General features: G+C 67.0%; 17 protein-coding genes. 12 read left to right on the top strand and 5 right to left on the bottom strand.

The window, feature by feature from the left end:
* The first annotated feature begins 55 nt into the window (after nt 1-55).
* A complete protein-coding gene (locus N911_RS0101525) occupies nt 56-829 on the top strand; it encodes a fumarylacetoacetate hydrolase family protein (RefSeq protein ID WP_029893687.1) in 774 nt (257 codons plus the stop codon).
* Nucleotides 830-862: 33 nt separating this feature from the next.
* On the opposite strand, the gene N911_RS0101520 is transcribed toward N911_RS0101525, so the two are convergent.
* Genes N911_RS0101520 through N911_RS0101510 form a run of 3 tightly spaced genes read right to left on the bottom strand, consistent with a single transcriptional unit; the run spans nt 863 to nt 3,559 of the window.
* A complete protein-coding gene (locus tag N911_RS0101520; RefSeq protein WP_029893686.1) occupies nt 863-1,621 on the bottom strand; it encodes a flagellar motor protein MotB in 759 nt (252 codons plus the stop codon).
* A 12-nt stretch (nt 1,622-1,633) separates the two neighbouring features.
* Entirely contained in the window at nt 1,634-2,389 is a 756-nt protein-coding gene (locus N911_RS0101515; RefSeq protein WP_029893684.1) for a motility protein A, read from the bottom strand.
* Nucleotides 2,390-2,428: 39 nt separating this feature from the next.
* Entirely contained in the window at nt 2,429-3,559 is a 1,131-nt protein-coding gene (locus N911_RS0101510) for a FapA family protein (RefSeq protein ID WP_029893682.1), read from the bottom strand.
* Nucleotides 3,560-3,831: 272 nt separating this feature from the next.
* Here N911_RS0101510 and rpsB point away from each other — a divergent pair, with 272 nt between their 5' ends.
* The 5 genes from rpsB (at nt 3,832) to uppS (ending at nt 7,474) form a co-directional block, all read left to right on the top strand.
* Nucleotides 3,832-4,725, top strand: a complete 894-nt coding sequence (rpsB, locus tag N911_RS0101505; RefSeq protein ID WP_029893680.1) for a 30S ribosomal protein S2 — start codon at nt 3,832-3,834, stop codon at nt 4,723-4,725.
* A gap of 4 nt (nt 4,726-4,729) precedes the next feature.
* Nucleotides 4,730-5,350 carry a translation elongation factor Ts gene (gene tsf / locus N911_RS0101500; RefSeq protein ID WP_029893679.1) on the top strand — a complete coding sequence of 207 codons (621 nt, stop codon included), beginning with the start codon at nt 4,730-4,732 and terminating at the stop codon, nt 5,348-5,350.
* Between the two features lie 125 nt (nt 5,351-5,475).
* Nucleotides 5,476-6,195, top strand: coding sequence for a UMP kinase (pyrH, locus tag N911_RS0101495; protein ID WP_029893677.1), 720 nt, complete (start codon nt 5,476-5,478; stop codon nt 6,193-6,195).
* Nucleotides 6,196-6,197: 2 nt separating this feature from the next.
* Nucleotides 6,198-6,752 (top strand): ribosome recycling factor, encoded by a 555-nt coding sequence (gene frr, locus N911_RS0101490; protein WP_029893675.1) that lies wholly within the window; start codon nt 6,198-6,200, stop codon nt 6,750-6,752.
* Nucleotides 6,753-6,754: 2 nt separating this feature from the next.
* Nucleotides 6,755-7,474, top strand: coding sequence for a polyprenyl diphosphate synthase (gene uppS, locus N911_RS0101485; protein WP_029897642.1), 720 nt, complete (start codon nt 6,755-6,757; stop codon nt 7,472-7,474).
* A gap of 81 nt (nt 7,475-7,555) precedes the next feature.
* Here the strand turns inward: uppS and N911_RS17285 are convergent, their stop codons facing one another.
* Complete coding sequence (locus N911_RS17285) at nt 7,556-8,338, bottom strand: ribonuclease H family protein (RefSeq protein WP_051693813.1); 783 nt, start codon at nt 8,336-8,338, stop codon at nt 7,556-7,558.
* Entirely contained in the window at nt 8,335-8,991 is a 657-nt protein-coding gene (locus N911_RS16475) for an MBL fold metallo-hydrolase (RefSeq protein ID WP_202593853.1), read from the bottom strand. Before N911_RS16475 ends, N911_RS17285 begins: the two co-directional genes overlap by 4 nt.
* A 175-nt stretch (nt 8,992-9,166) precedes the next feature.
* Between N911_RS16475 and N911_RS0101470 the strand changes: the two genes are divergently transcribed.
* The 6 genes from N911_RS0101470 (at nt 9,167) to N911_RS0101445 (ending at nt 14,452) form a co-directional block, all read left to right on the top strand.
* Nucleotides 9,167-9,388 (top strand): rubredoxin, encoded by a 222-nt coding sequence (locus N911_RS0101470; protein ID WP_029893673.1) that lies wholly within the window; start codon nt 9,167-9,169, stop codon nt 9,386-9,388.
* Between the two features lie 67 nt (nt 9,389-9,455).
* On the top strand, nt 9,456-10,262 hold the full coding sequence (locus N911_RS0101465; protein WP_029893671.1) for a phosphatidate cytidylyltransferase: 807 nt from the start codon (nt 9,456-9,458) through the stop codon (nt 10,260-10,262).
* Nucleotides 10,263-10,269: 7 nt separating this feature from the next.
* Nucleotides 10,270-11,484 (top strand): 1-deoxy-D-xylulose-5-phosphate reductoisomerase, encoded by a 1,215-nt coding sequence (gene dxr / locus N911_RS0101460; protein ID WP_029893669.1) that lies wholly within the window; start codon nt 10,270-10,272, stop codon nt 11,482-11,484.
* Entirely contained in the window at nt 11,481-12,557 is a 1,077-nt protein-coding gene (rseP, locus tag N911_RS0101455; protein WP_029893667.1) for an RIP metalloprotease RseP, read from the top strand. Before dxr ends, rseP begins: the two co-directional genes overlap by 4 nt.
* On the top strand, nt 12,523-13,305 hold the full coding sequence (tsaB, locus tag N911_RS0101450) for a tRNA (adenosine(37)-N6)-threonylcarbamoyltransferase complex dimerization subunit type 1 TsaB (RefSeq protein WP_029893665.1): 783 nt from the start codon (nt 12,523-12,525) through the stop codon (nt 13,303-13,305). The genes rseP and tsaB overlap by 35 nt, the downstream gene beginning before the upstream one ends.
* A gap of 259 nt (nt 13,306-13,564) precedes the next feature.
* Entirely contained in the window at nt 13,565-14,452 is an 888-nt protein-coding gene (locus tag N911_RS0101445; protein ID WP_029893663.1) for a flagellin N-terminal helical domain-containing protein, read from the top strand.
* The last annotated feature ends 171 nt before the right edge of the window (nt 14,453-14,623 follow it).

Below are 14,623 nucleotides of genomic sequence, written 5' to 3'. Positions count from 1 at the left end.
CCCCGCCCGGCTCTGGTAGCTTTTCCCGGATTCATTTTCCCCCGAGAGGAGCCCCATGCGCATCATCCGCGTCCGCCACAAAGGCCACGTCTTTTACGCCTCGCTCATGGACAAGAGCGTCATCTGCCTGAACAAGGAACTCGGGCTGGAGGACCCTATCCCCCTGGACGAGGTCGCGGTTCTGCCGGTGGTCACGCCGTCCAAAATCGTCTGCGCCGGGCTGAACTACGCCGGGCACTGCGAGGAGATGGGCCGCGAGCCGCCCGAGGAGACGCCGCTCTTCCTCAAGCCGCCCACGGCCATCGCCGGGTCCGGGCAGCCCATCGTGCTGCCCCGCGGCGTGGGCCGTGTGGACTACGAGGCGGAACTGGCCGTGGTCATGGGCAAGACGTGCAAGGACATCGCCCCGGAGCAGGCCACGGAACACATCTTCGGCTACACCTGCGCCAACGACGTCACCGCGCGCGACCTGCAGGCCAAGGACGGAATATTCGGCCGGGCCAAGGGCTTCGACACCTTCTGCCCCATCGGGCCGTGGATAGAAACCGAGGTGGAGGACCCGTCCAACCTGTCCCTGCGCACCCTGATCAACGAGGAGGTGCGGCAAGAGGGGGCCACCTCGGACATGCTCACCCCGCCGCTGGACCTGGTCAGCTATGTCTCCCGCGTCATGACCCTCAACCCCGGCGACATCATCCTCACCGGCACCCCCGCCGGTGTGGGACCCATCCAAGAGGGCGACGAGGTGCGGGTGGAGATCGACAACGTGGGCATCCTCATCAACCCCGTGGTGGCCAGCGAGGAAGCGGTTTCCGGGCCGTTGCAGTAGCCCCCGGCCCGGCCTTCCGCCCCGGCTGGGCCGCTACCAGCGGAAATCGTCGGTGGGGGGCCGGTAGAAGAACTCCACCCGCCGGTTCAGCTCGCGGTTGCGCTCGGTGTCGTTGGGCACCAGGGGGCGGGAATCGGCGTAGCCCACCGCCTTGAGCCGGGTGGTGGAAATGCCCTGGGCGTGGATGTAGCGCAGGGCGGAGGCGGCCCTGGCCGCGGAAAGCTCCCAGCCAGTGGGGTAAGCGCTCTCCCGGCTCTTCTCCCTGGCGGTGTGCCCCTCGACGATGCAGTCGTAGTTGTGCTCCTTGAGCACCCGCACCACCTTGTCCAGCACCTTTCTCGCGCCCGGCATGAGCTTGGCCGTGCCCGGCTCGAACATGGCCCGTCCGTTGACCCGGAAAAGCACTCCGTCGTCCTCGGCCGAGACCTTGACCCGCTCCTTGAGGTCCGGGTCCTGGCTGATGAGCCGCTTGATCATCCGGGCCAGGGCCAGCTGCTGCCGCTGCTGGTTCTTGAGCACGATGCCCTTGGCCTCCAGCTTGGAGGGGGAAAAGGCGGCGTACTCCGCCTCGGGCCGCTTGGTCTGCACCCCGAAGGCGTCCTTCATGGAGCCCATGGCGTCCTTGAACTTCTGGATGTCCATTTCAGCAAAGGACAATAACAGCACGAAAAAGCACATCAGCAGGATGGCCATGTCCGCGAAGGTGGACATCCATTCGGGCGCGCCGCCGGCCTCCTGTGGAGTGTCCGGTTGCACCTTCCTGGGCGGCGGAGGCGGTTGCTGCCTGGCCATGGCCGCTTTCGGCTACCCCTCGCCCTCGCGGGAAGCGGGGGGCAGGAAGGAAAGCAGCTTCTCGCGCACCAGATGGGGATGCTCGCCGTTGAGAATGGACAGCACTCCCTCCATGGCCACGTTCAGCACAAGCTGCTCGTCGTTGGAGCGCTCCTCCAGCTTACGGGCCACCGGCAGAAAGACCAGGTTGGCCATGACCGCCCCGTAGAAGGTGGTCAGAAGGGCCACGGCCATGGCCGGGCCGATGGCCTCGGGCTCGTCCAGGGTCTGCAGCATGTTCACCAGCCCCACCAGGGTGCCGATCATGCCGAAGGCCGGAGCCGCGCCCCCCAGCCCCTTGAAGACGTTCTGCCCCCGGCGGTGGCGCTGCTTGAGAAAATTGATCTCCGACTCCAGGATCGACTGCACCTGGGCCTGGGAGGAGCCGTCCGCCACAAGCCGCACGCCCTTCTTGAGGAAGGGGTCGTCGATCTCCACCTTCTCCAGGGCCACCAGGCTCTCCTTGCGGGCCTTGTCCGCCAGGGAGACCACCTGCTCCACCAGCTCCTGGGGGTTGGGGTCCTTGGCCAGAAAGGCCTTCATGGCCACCTTGAAGGAGGAAATGACCGTCTTCAGGGGAAACATGACCAGCGTGGCGGCCATGGTTCCACCCACCACGACCACCAGCGAAGGCGCGTCCACGAAGGCGAACAGGTTGCCGCCCAAGAGGATGGCCCCCACGATGAGTCCCAGCCCCCCGACGATGCCGATAAGAGTCGCTATATCCATGTCGAGTGTTTTCCCGTTCGTTGCCGTGAGGCCGTTCCCTTACGGGCCGGCCTCCTCTCCGAGCAGGGCGGGCGAGGAGACGCTGATCCGCCCGTCCTCGTAGGTGAAACGGACGTTCTCCATGAAATCCCCCACCCCGTAGAAGGCCTGGCCGATGCTGATCTCCGCGCCGGGACGCACTTCGCCGGGCACGACCACTACGCACCGCTCCAGCGACCCGGGGGCTTGGATCCGCTCCCAGATTCTCGCCCTGCGCGCCTTGAGTTTCTCCAAGGCCCCGGCCCGGACGAGCCGCCTCCCTTCAAGCTCCTCGGCCAGCGCTCCGCCCCGCCTGCGCAGGGCCTCCCAGCGCTCCATCTCCTCTTCCAGCTCCTCCACCCGGCCGCCGAGCACCTCTTCCTCGTGCAGCAGGAAGGGGTCGTAGCCCAGCACGATCTGGGTCGAGGTGGACAGCCCCCCGCCGAGCTGCTCCCCCACGTAGACGAAGGAACCGCCGCGGACCACGCCGCCCACCAGCCGACCGCGAACCACGAGCTTGCCGCGCACGCTGATTTCGTTGTGCATGGCCGCGCCCTGCACCAGAATGTTCTCCCCCGCCTTGAGCCGGGCGTTCTCGCAGAACCCCAGGCGCATGGATTTGGCCGCGTGCAGGTATCCCCCCTCGGCCCCCTTGACCCCCGTCTCCACCACGATGGAGCCCCGGGCGCGCAGCCTGGCCCCCTCCACCGTGGACTTGGACAGGATGTTGCGGGCCCGCAGCCTGAACCCCGAGCGCACTCCCCCGTGCAGCACCATGTCCCCGGCGAAGGTGATGTTGCCGGTGTGGTAGTCCACGTCGCGGCGCACGTTGAGCACGCTCTTCACCGTGATCCGGCCGCCCTCGTAGAAGACGTAGCCGCTGGCCGCCGCCAGGAGCCGATCCGCGTCGGAGGGGTCGAACTCGGTGTTGGGGCCGGCGGGGATGGTCCTGTCGGGCAGCACGAACCGCTGGTCCAGCCCGGCGGCCTCGTCCTCGTCCACGCGGCGCAGCCGTGCCAGCTCCTGCCCCCGGTTGACGCTCTGCACGTACCCCAGGTCGAAATGGTTGACCCGCCCGGACTGGTTCTCCCTGGGAGCCAGCCGGGTATGGTCGAAATCGGGATTGAAGGCGTGTTCCAGGTAGTACGGCACCAGTCCCCCTCCCCTGCCGCCCTGCCGGGCTTTCCGCGCCGGACCGAGTCCCCCTTTCCGGCGTTTCGGAGTCGGCGAAGATACGTCGCTCGCATACGGGGGTCAACGCGAAGTCCGGGAAAAATACCCGGACCGCGGCCCGGGGGTTGTCAAAAATCCCCGGTTGGGTTAAGGGGTCCTGTTTCAACCAAACCACACGTCCCGCGCTGGCCGCTGGGTGGCCCGAGACAGGGCTTTTCGGCCGGGGACGGAGGAACAACCCAGGAGGACCCATGGCATACGTGACCATGAAGCAAATGCTGGAGACCGGAGTCCACTTCGGCCACCAGACCCGCCGCTGGAATCCCAAGATGCGCCCCTACATTTTCGGGGCCCGCAACGGCATCCACATCATCGACCTGCAGCAGACCGTCAAGCTGTTCCAGAAAGCCCACGACTTCATCGCCGACACCGTGGCCAACGGCGGCCAGGTGGTATTCGTCGGCACCAAGCGCCAGGCCCAGGACTCGGTCAAGGCCGAGGCCGAGCGCGCCGGCCAATACTACATCGTCAACCGCTGGCTGGGCGGTACGCTGACCAACTACCAGACCATCCGCCGCTCCATCGACCGCCTCAAGAAGCTTGAGGGCATGTTCGAGGACGGCTCCATCAACAAGTACGGCAAGAAAGAAATCGCCATGTTGACCCGGGAGATGCGCAAGCTCCAGGACAACATCGGCGGCATCAAGGAACTGGAGGGCCTGCCCCAGGCCGCTTTCGTCATCGACCCCAAGCGGGAAGACATCGCCGTCAAGGAGTGCCGCAAGCTGGGCATCCCCATCGTGGCCGTGACGGACACCAACTGCGATCCCGACCTCATCGACTACGTCATCCCGGGCAACGATGACGCCATCCGCGCCATCAAGCTCTTCGTGACCCACATCGCCGACGCCTGCCTGGAGGGCAAAGCCCGCCAGGACGAGCGCGGCCAGGAAGAGGAGCCCGCCAAGGCCGAAGCCCCCAAGGCCGAAGCCGAAGCCCCCGCGGCCGGCGCCGCGGCCGAGACCCCGGCCGTGAACGAGCCCGAGTCCGCGGCCGCCGACGTGGAGAAGGCCGAGGAACAGGTCCCTCCGGATACCGGCATGGAAGAGAAGGAACAGACCGCCAGCACCCCCCAGGAGGGATAACCCCATGAGCATCAGCGCCGCCCAAGTGAAATCCCTGCGCGATAAAACCGGCGCGGGCATGATGGACTGCAAAAAGGCCCTGGCCGAAACCGGCGGGGACGAGGAGAAGGCCATCGCCTGGCTCCGCGAGAAGGGCATGGCCAAGGCCGCCAAGCGCGCCGGCCGCACCGCCTCCGAAGGCATCATCGGCCACTACGTCCACGCCAACAACAAGATCGGCGTGCTGGTCGAGGTCAACTGCGAGACCGACTTCGTGGCCAAGGCGGACCAGTTCAAGGAGTTCGCCAAGAACGTGGCCATGCAGATCGCCGCGGCCCGTCCCGTGTGCCTGACTCCCGAGGACGTGCCCGCCGACCTGGTGGCCAAGGAGCGCGAAATCTTCAAAAAGCAGGCCATGGACGAGGGCAAGCCCGAGCACATCGCCGAGAAGATCGTCGAGGGCCGCCTGAACAAGTTCTACAAGGAAATCTGCCTTCTTGAGCAGCCCTACATCAAGGACGACAAGCTCGCCGTGAAGGACCTGCTCAACGAACTGGTGGCCGTTCTGGGCGAGAAGGTCGAGATCGGCCGCTTCCAGCGTTTCGAGATCGGCGAGAATATCGAAGAGGAATCGGGCGAGGAATAATTCCGCCGATTGATGACGTTACCAAGCGGGCCGATTCCACGGCCCGCTTTTTTTTGCCCGTTGCCAAGCCTCCCGCGTGGAGGTAGGACAGGGCGGACTGAAACTCCAGCGAGGGAAGGCAGCCAATGGCCGATCTGCGTTTCAAACGGGTACTCCTCAAACTCTCGGGCGAGGCCCTGGCCGGGAACGAGCCGTACGGCATCGACCCCAAGGCCATGGACATCCTCAGCCAGGAACTGGAGAACGTGGCCGGGCTGGGCCTGGAAATGGTCCTGGTCATCGGCGGCGGCAACATCTTCCGCGGCGTCTCCGAGTCGGCCAAGGGCATGGACCGCGCCTCGGCCGACTACATGGGCATGCTGGCCACGGTGTTCAACGCCCTGGCCGTGCAGGACGCCCTGGAGAAGCGCGGCGTGGACACCCGCGTACTCTCTGCCATCTCCATGCGCGAAGTGGCCGAACCGTTCATCCGCCGCCGGGCCATCCGCCATCTGGAGAAGGGCCGGGTGGTCATCTGCGCCGCGGGCACGGGCAACCCCTACTTCACCACCGACACGGCGGCCGCCCTGCGGGCCATGGAACTGCGCTGCCAGGCCATTTTCAAGGCCACCAAGGTGGACGGCGTCTATGACAAGGACCCCGTGAACAATCCCGAGGCCACCATGTACAAGAACCTGACCCACATGGAGGCCCTGGAGCGCAGACTGCGGGTCATGGACAGCACGGCAATCTCCCTCGCCATGGACAACGACCTGCCAATCGTCGTATTCAACCTTTTTGCCCAGGGGAACATCAGCCGCGTCGCCCAGGGCGAAGACATCGGCACTACGGTATCAGGAGGCTAGCCATGGAATCCGTGAAGAAGGACGCCGAATCCCGCATGAAGAAAGCCGTGGAGAATCTGCAGAAGGACTTCTCCAAGTTGCGCACCGGACGCGCCTCCACCGCTTTGGTGGAAGACCTCCCCGTGGATTACTACGGAACGCCGACGCCCATGAACCAGTTGGCTTCCATTTCCGTCCCCGACCCCCGCACCCTGACCATCCAGCCCTGGGACAAGGGGGCCTTCGGCAACATCGAAAAGGCCATCCAGAATTCCGACCTGGGCCTGAACCCGGTCAACGACGGCAAGATCATCCGCATCAACATCCCCCAGCTCACCGAGGAGCGGCGCAAGGAACTGGTCAAGCTGGCCAAGAAGTACACCGAGGACGCCAAGGTGGCCATCCGCAACATCCGCCGCGACGCCAACGACGCCCTGAAGAAGCTGGAGAAGGACAAGGAGATCAGCGAGGACGATCTGCACCGGGCGCAGGACGAGATCCAGAAGCTGACCGATTCCAACGTGGCCCAGGCAGAGGACGTGCTGGCGGCCAAGGAAAAGGAAATCATGGAGCTCTAGCCCTGGGCGAGACAAATCAGCCGCGCCGCCTGCCCAGCCACCTGGCCGTCATCATGGACGGCAACGGCCGCTGGGCCGAGCGGCGCGGCCTGCCACGCAGCAAAGGCCACAAAGCGGGCACGGAAGCCGCCAAGAACCTCGTCACCCGCTGCCGGGAACTGGGCGTCACCCACCTGACGCTCTACACCTTCTCCCGGGAGAACTGGCGGCGGTCCAAGGAAGAGATCGGCTTCCTCTTCGACCTGCTCGGCGACTTCCTCAAGCGGGAGCTGCCCTCCCTGATGGAGCAGTCCATCCGCCTGCAGGTGCTTGGCCAGCTCTCTGAACTGCCCTTCGCCACCCGCCAAGTGCTCTCCCACACCATGAAAAAGACCCGGGACAACAAGGCCATGACCCTCAATCTGGCCCTCAACTACTCCTCCCGGGCGGAGATCGTACGGGCGGCCCAGCAGCTTCTGCGCGAGGGCGCGGACCCTGAGGAAGTCACCGAGGAGGAATTCGCCTCCCACCTCTACACCTCGGGCCAGCCCGACCCGGACTTGGTCGTCCGCACCTCCGGGGAAATGCGCATCTCCAACTTCCTGCTCTTCCAGTCCGCCTACGCGGAGTACTACTTCACCGAGACCCTCTGGCCGGACTTCGATGCGGCCGAACTGGACAAGGCCCTGGCCGCCTACGCCGCCCGCGAACGCCGCTTCGGCGGCCGCCCGGCCGCGGGCTGATCCACCGGGAGAATGCAGCAAAGAATAAGCGCGCCCGGCCAGCCGGGCGCGCTTTTTTCGTTCTCGCCGCGAAGTCCGTGCTCAGGCCGCCCACTTGGCCCCGGCCCTGGCGCACAACGGATCGTCCGCCAGGGAGTCCAGTTCCCGCAGGGTCTTGTAGGTGCGCCAGGAGGTGCGGATCAGCGGCGGCGGGTGGCGGCGGTGCTCCCAGACGTATCGCCGTGTGGCCGGGTCGCCCGGGGATCCGGAGCCGAAGTCGCCGTAGACCGAGCGCAGGGCGTCGTACTCCAGGTCCGAGGCGTGGCGGGCCAGGATGGAGGCGGCCGAAACGACGACGTGGTTCTCGTCCGCCCGGTGCTCGGGCTGAAAGACCAGGTCGCGCAGGGGCGGCAGACGTTCCCAGCACACCCCCTTGGCGGCCAGCTCCCCGGCCCGAGCGGGGTGGCAGGCCTCGGCCAGCCTGGAGAAGAACAGGGCGCGGCTGACCTCCCAGTTGTCCACCCAGACCTCGCCCAGCCCGTCCGCGCCCAGCCCGTCCGCGCCCAGCCCGCGGGCCATGTCCGCCAGCAGGTCCAGCGCGGTCAGCATCTCCCACTGGTTGAGGTTGAGGGACTTGTCGTCGATGCGCTCGGGGCCGATGGGCCGCACGCTCCAGGCGTGGGCCGTTTCCTTGATGCGCGCGGCCAAGTCGTCGCGATTGGCCCGGGAGAGCAGCTTGGAGTCCTTCACGCCCATCCGCTTCCACTGCCACGTCACCTTGCGCGGGGCGGTCACCCCGGCCACCATGATGGAGCCGATGCAGGGGCACTTGGTGGCGTCGTCCACGCCGGTGAGGATGTCGCGGGGATGCTTTCTCTTCTTCATGTTCCGTCCAGTTCGTCCAGGTCGATTGTCATGCCGTCGTAGCCGGTCAGGGCGCGCACCCCTTCCTCCCCGCCCAGGTCGCGGATGGTCCGCCGGGCCTTCTCAGCCCCCATCTTGTAGAACCAGGAGCCGAAGTGGATGAAGCAGACGGTCCGGGTCAGCCCTTGAAGAGGCTGAGGAGGTCGGGAACGCCGGTGTGGCCGTAGATGCGGCCGGTCCTCGTCGTCGCGGCGCACCATGCCGCCCTTGCGCAGGAAACTGGCCTCGGTGATCACCAGATCGCTCCCTTCAATAAGATGGTGGTGCTCCTTGTTGATCCAGATGAGGTCGCCGGTGACGAGCAGCTTCCGGCCGCCCCGCTTGATGAGATAGGCCTGGGAGGCCACCTTCAGGGAATGGTGTGTGGAGATGGGCGTCACCGCGTATGGCCCCAGCCCGATTGGGGCATCAACCACCCGGTAGGCCACGCCCTCCACCTTCGGCCCCTTCTCCGGGGCATACACGGCCAGGGGGCGGTCCACGCTCGTCTTGCCCGGCTTGCGGGCGAACCAGGCGTGGTCCGGGTGCAGGTGGGTAAGCAGCAGCCAGTCGGGCTCGCGCAGCATGAATTCCGGCTCGCCCGCGTCCACAAGCATGCGTCCGTCAATCAACACGCCCGTCTGGCGGCTGTGGTACGGAGCGGAAGGTTCAATCTCCCCCCTGGCGCCGAGAATCTCGATGCGCATTCGCCCGGATTAGCTGGGGCCGGGAGAGCGACCTGTCAAGCGGTTTCGTGTTGACTTTCCCACCACTCATTCTAATGTGGAAGGAGGAAAAAAGGAGTCATCCATGAGCCAACCGGAAGAAATGTACCAGTGCCAGACCGTCAACTGCGGCTACATCTACGACCCGGACCGGGGGGACCGCAAAGGCAAGATACCCAAGGGAACCAAATTCGAGGACCTGCCCGACAGCTGGCGCTGCCCCATTTGCGGAGCCACCAAGAAGTGCTTCCGGCCGCTGGCCGGGCCTGGGTCCACCAAGGAGTGCGAAACGCCCACAACCACCTAGGCGGTAGCCGCCTTGCCCCGGGGACGGAATGGATGTACCACCGGGGGCGCCCCACAAGGTGAACCCCATGCAAGCATCCTCCCTCGTCCCCCGCCTGGCAACCGGAGCCGTCCTCGTCGCCCTGCTGGCCGTTGTGCTGACAGTGGGCGGTTGGGCATTGTTCACCGCCGCCCTGTTGGTCAGCCTGCTGGCCATGGTGGAATACTACGGCCTGTTCTGGCCGGGGCGCCAAGGCTGGGGAAAAAAGCTCATCGGCGCGGGCGTGGCCGTGGTCCTTTTCCTGGCCGTGCGCCAGCAGGACCCGCTGTTGGTACTCTCCGCCCTGGTGCTGGCCTTCTGGGCGGGCAACCTCTTTTTCCTGATCTGCTACGACGTCCGGCCCGACGAGACCAGCTACTTCAACGCGGCCGTCCTGGTTTCCGGCGTCCTGTACGTCCCGCTGGCCCTGCAATTCCTCATCTTCATGGAGCCCGTGGAGATCATCTTCGTGCTGCTGGCCACGGCAGTGACGGATACCGGGGCCTACTTCGCGGGTGGCGCCATCGGCGGACCCAAGATATGGCCCGCCATCAGCCCCAAGAAAACCTGGGCCGGCAGCCTGGGGGGCGGTGCCCTTTGCGTGCTGGTCTGCCTGGGATACGGCCTGTGGCTGGGCGAGGCCGGGGCTGGGGACTGGCTGCTGGCCGGTCTGGCCCTGACCATCGCCGCCCAGCTCGGCGACTTCTTTGAATCGGCCCTGAAACGGTGGCGCAATGCCAAGGACTCGGGCAACCTCCTGCCCGGGCACGGCGGCATCCTCGACCGCGTGGACGGCCTTTTGCTGGCCGCCCCGGTCTACGCCGCCCTGCGCGCCATCCAATCCGGTTTTTTCTGATCCGAATATGCAGACATACATTTCCTCCCTGCCGCCGCGTCGACCCGCGGCCGCTCCCCGCTCCCTCAGCCTGCTGGGCTCCACCGGCTCCATCGGCACCCAGGCCCTTGAGGTGGTCCGCGCCCATCCGGACCGCCTGCGGGTGGCCGCCCTGGCCGCTGGCCGCAACGCCGAACTGCTGGCCCAGCAGGCGGCTGAGTTCCGCCCGTCCCTGCTCTGCGTCATGGACAAGGAGACGGCGGACAGGCTGCGGCCCCTGCTGCCCGGGGGCTACGCCCCGGACATCCTCACCGGCGAGGAGGGCTGCGTGGAGGCCGCCCGCTTGGAGGACGCCGACATGGTGCTTTCCAGCATCGTGGGCGCGGCCGGGCTGCGGCCCACACACGCCGCCGTGGCCGCGGGCAAGATGGTGGCCCTGGCCAACAAGGAATCCCTGGTGCTGGCCGGGCACCTGGTGCGGGAGATGTGCGCCGAGACCGGCGCCACCATCCTGCCGGTGGACTCCGAACACAACGCCCTCTTCCAGGCTGCGGCCTTCGAAGAGGCCCGCGCCCTGCGGCGGCTGGTGCTGACCGCCTCGGGCGGCCCCTTCCGCCACAAGGAGGCCTCCTTTCTGGAGAACGTCACCCCCAAGCAAGCCCTGAACCATCCCAACTGGTCCATGGGGGCCAAGATTTCCATTGACTCGGCCACCCTCATGAACAAGGGGCTGGAGGTCATCGAGGCCTGCCACCTCTTCGGTGTGGACATGGATCGCGTGGGCGTTGTGGTCCATCCCCAGTCCATCGTGCACTCCCTGGCGGAGTTCGTGGACGGCTCCATGCTTGCCCACATGGGCGCGCCGGACATGCGGGTGGCCATCGCCCACTGCCTCTGCTTCCCCGAGCGGGTGGGCACCGGCGTGGAACCAGTGGATCTGGCCAAGCTGGGCGGGCTGACCTTCGAGGAGCCGCGCTGGGACGACTTCCCCTGCCTGCGGCTGGCGCGCGAGGCCTACGCCGCCTCCCGCTCGCACCCCATCGTGCTCAACGCGGCCAACGAGGTGGCGGTGGAGCTTTTCCTGGCCGGACGCCTGCCCTTCCTGGGCATTCCCGGCCTCATCGACTCCTGCCTGGCGGCCCATGACGGCCGTGCGGCCGAAGACCTGGAATCCATTCTCGACCTGGACCGCGAGGCCAGGCAACGGGCCAGGGAGCTGGCCCGTGCCGGGGAGGCGGCATGATCAACGTCCTGGCCGTCATCCTGGTCCTCGGCGGGCTCATTTTCTTCCACGAACTGGGGCACTTCCTGCTGGCCCGCCTGTTCGGCGTGGGGGTGAAGGTCTTTTCCCTGGGCTTCGGCCCCACCCTGTGGGGCTTCAAGCGGGGACAGACCTCCTACCGCGTCTCGGCCGTCCCCCTGGGCGGCTACGTCTCCATGGTGGGCGAACAGCCCGGGGCGGAACTACCCGAGGGCTTCACCCCGGAGCAGAGCTTCACCAACAAGCCCGCCTGGCAGCGCATGCTCATCGTGGCCTCGGGGCCGGGCTTCAACTTCCTGCTGGCCTTCCTGCTCTACTGGAGCCTGCTGGTATTCGGCGGGGCCGAGGCCATCCACCTCAAGGTGGGCGAGGTCATCGAGGGCGGTCCAGCGGCCGAAGCCGGCATCCAGAGCGGCGACCGCGTGGTGCGCATCAACAGCCAGCGCATGTGGTTCGGGGACGAGTTGCCCCAGGCCGTGCAGAAGGCGGGCACCGACGGGGCGGTGAACATGACCGTGCGCCGCGACGGGCAGGTGCGCCGGGTGGACGTCGCCCCCCGGGTCATGACCCGCCAGGCCCCCTCGGGCGAGGAGATCACCCGGCCCATGGTGGGACTGACATTCGCCTACGAGCGGGTGCCGGTGCGCTTATCCCTGGCCAGCACGCCTCTCATGGCGATGGAGAAAACCTGGACCCTCACGGCCCGCATCGTGAAAGGCATCGGCGATCTCATCACCGGCGCGGTGTCCACCAAGGAGCTGGGCGGCCCCATCATGATCGCCCAGGTGGTGGCCAAGTCCGCGGAGCACGGCCTGGCCACGGTGTTGCAGATGGCCGCCTTCCTCAGCCTCAACCTCGGCCTCATCAACCTGTTCCCCATCCCGGTGCTGGACGGCGGACACATCGTCTTCTTCGCCTACGAGGCCACCACCGGGCGGCGCGTGCCGGAGACCGTGCAGGCCATCGCCCTGCGCATCGGGCTCCTGCTGCTGCTCCTGCTCATGGGATTCGCCATCTACAATGACATCGCCAGGCAGTTCACCCCACCGGCCTGATACCGTCCTGGCCGTCTGCGGCTGCGAGTCGCTGCTTCTCCTGGCGCTGGCCCGGCGGGATGGAGAAGCCGCCTCGGTGGCGGCCTCCCTGGCCCTGGACACCGGTGGGCGCAGCACCCCGGTGCTGCTCCCGGCTGTGGAGTCGCTGCTGCGGCTGGCCGGGATGAAGGGGGCGGACCTGGAGGGCATCGCCTGCGCCCGGGGACCCGGCTCCTTCACCGGCATCCGGGTCTGCCTGGCCGCGTCCGCCGGACTGGCCCGGGGCTGGGGGCTGCCCCTGGCGGGACTGGACTACCTGCCCCTGTTGGCCGCCTCCGCCCCGCCCTTCACGGACGGCGTGCTGGCCGTTATTACCCATGCCCGGCGCGGGCAGGTCAACCTGCAGTTCTTCGCCCCGGGCGGCCGCCCCCTGGACGCCCCGCGCATGGCCGGGGCGGACGAGGCCGCCGGGCAATTGGCCGCCTTGCCCGGCCCGGTGCGCGTCCTGGGCAGCGGCTTGCGCCGCAACCCCGATTCCTTCGGGCATCTCGCCGAGCCACTCCCCCTTCCCGCGCGGTACGACCACCCCGCGCCCCACGCCCTGGCCAAGGCCGCCCTGGAGGCGGACTACGCCCGCGACCTTCCCGAACCGCTCTACCTGCGCCCCTCGGACGCCGAGGAAAACCTGGAACGCATCGCGGCCCAGCGCGGCCTGGCCACGGACGAGGCCCGCCGCCGCCTGCGGCGCGCCGAGAACGGCTCCAGCTGACGGGCCCGCGCGCTCTCACCACACCCACCGCAAACGAACCCGCGCCTCGCGGGACGTACACGCTCGTGCGCCGGACATTCCACGCCCGGCGCATTTTTTTCTTTTCCGGCTAAAGATCGATGAACCCGCCGCCGATACCTTCTGATAGAGGCGGGCGTCTATCACAGGCCGCTGGGAGTTGCGAAAAAGGACCCCCGGGGGAAGCGGCCGACGCCCACAACGGCACGGAAGCCGACAACAATTCAAGGAGGAACGGCTTATGTCTCTGGTTATCAACCACAACCTCATGGCCCAAAACGCGGCCCGCAACCTGCAGACTTCGTACAGCAACCTGGGCACCTCGGTGGAGCGCCTCTCCTCCGGCCTGCGCATCAACTCCGCGGCCGACGACGCCGCCGGGCTGGCCGTCCGCGAGCTCATGCGCGCGGACATCTCGTCGCTCAACCAGGGCGTGCGCAACGCCCAGGACGCTGTCTCCATGATCCAGACCGCGGACGGCGCGCTGCAGATCATCGACGAAAAGCTCATCCGCATGAAGGAACTGGCCACCCAGGCCTCCACGGGCACCTACAACTCCGACCAGCGCCTGATCATCGACTCCGAATACCAGGCCATGGCCTCGGAGATCACCCGTATTGCCAGCGCCACGGACTTCAACGGCATCTACCTGCTCAACGGCAACCTCTCCGGCGACTTCAGCGGCGCCGGGCTGGCCTCCACCGGCCAGATGAAGGTCCACTTCGGCGCGGGCAACGACTCGGCCGAAGACTACTACTACGTCAGCATCGGCGACTCCACCGCTTCCGCGCTGGGCGTGGGGCTTGCCGCCGGGACCGACGCCGCGGGCGCCTCCATCTCCACCCAGGAGCTGGCCCAGGGGTCTCTGGAAGCGCTCAACGACGCCATCATCTCCAAGGACAAGATCCGCGCCAACCTCGGTTCCCTGCAGAACCGCCTGGAGAACACCATCACCAACCTCCAGGTGCAGGCCGAGAACCTGCAGGCTTCCGAATCGCGCATCTCCGACGTGGACGTGGCCACCGAGATGACCGAGTTCGTCCGCCAGCAGATCCTGTCCCAGTCCGCCACCGCCATGCTCTCCCAGGCCAACAGCCTGCCGCGGCTGGCCACCCAGCTGCTCGGCTAGCCCGGACAGCCGACAGGCCTCTCCATTCCGGCCCGTCCGCCTCCCCCGGCGGACGGGCCGATTTTTTATTTCCTCCCTAAAGGGTTTTTCCAAACCGCCGATGAGGAAGGCACAGCGGCCAAGAAGGCCACGGAAAACCCCTCACGCGTAAGGAAACGCGTGCAAAACCCC

Origin of the sequence: Desulfohalovibrio reitneri, assembly GCF_000711295.1 — a bacterium.
Lineage (GTDB): Bacteria > Desulfobacterota > Desulfovibrionia > Desulfovibrionales > Desulfovibrionaceae > Desulfohalovibrio > Desulfohalovibrio reitneri.
Note: the sequence above shows the minus strand (reverse complement) of the source record. Positions and strands in the feature narration are given on the sequence as shown.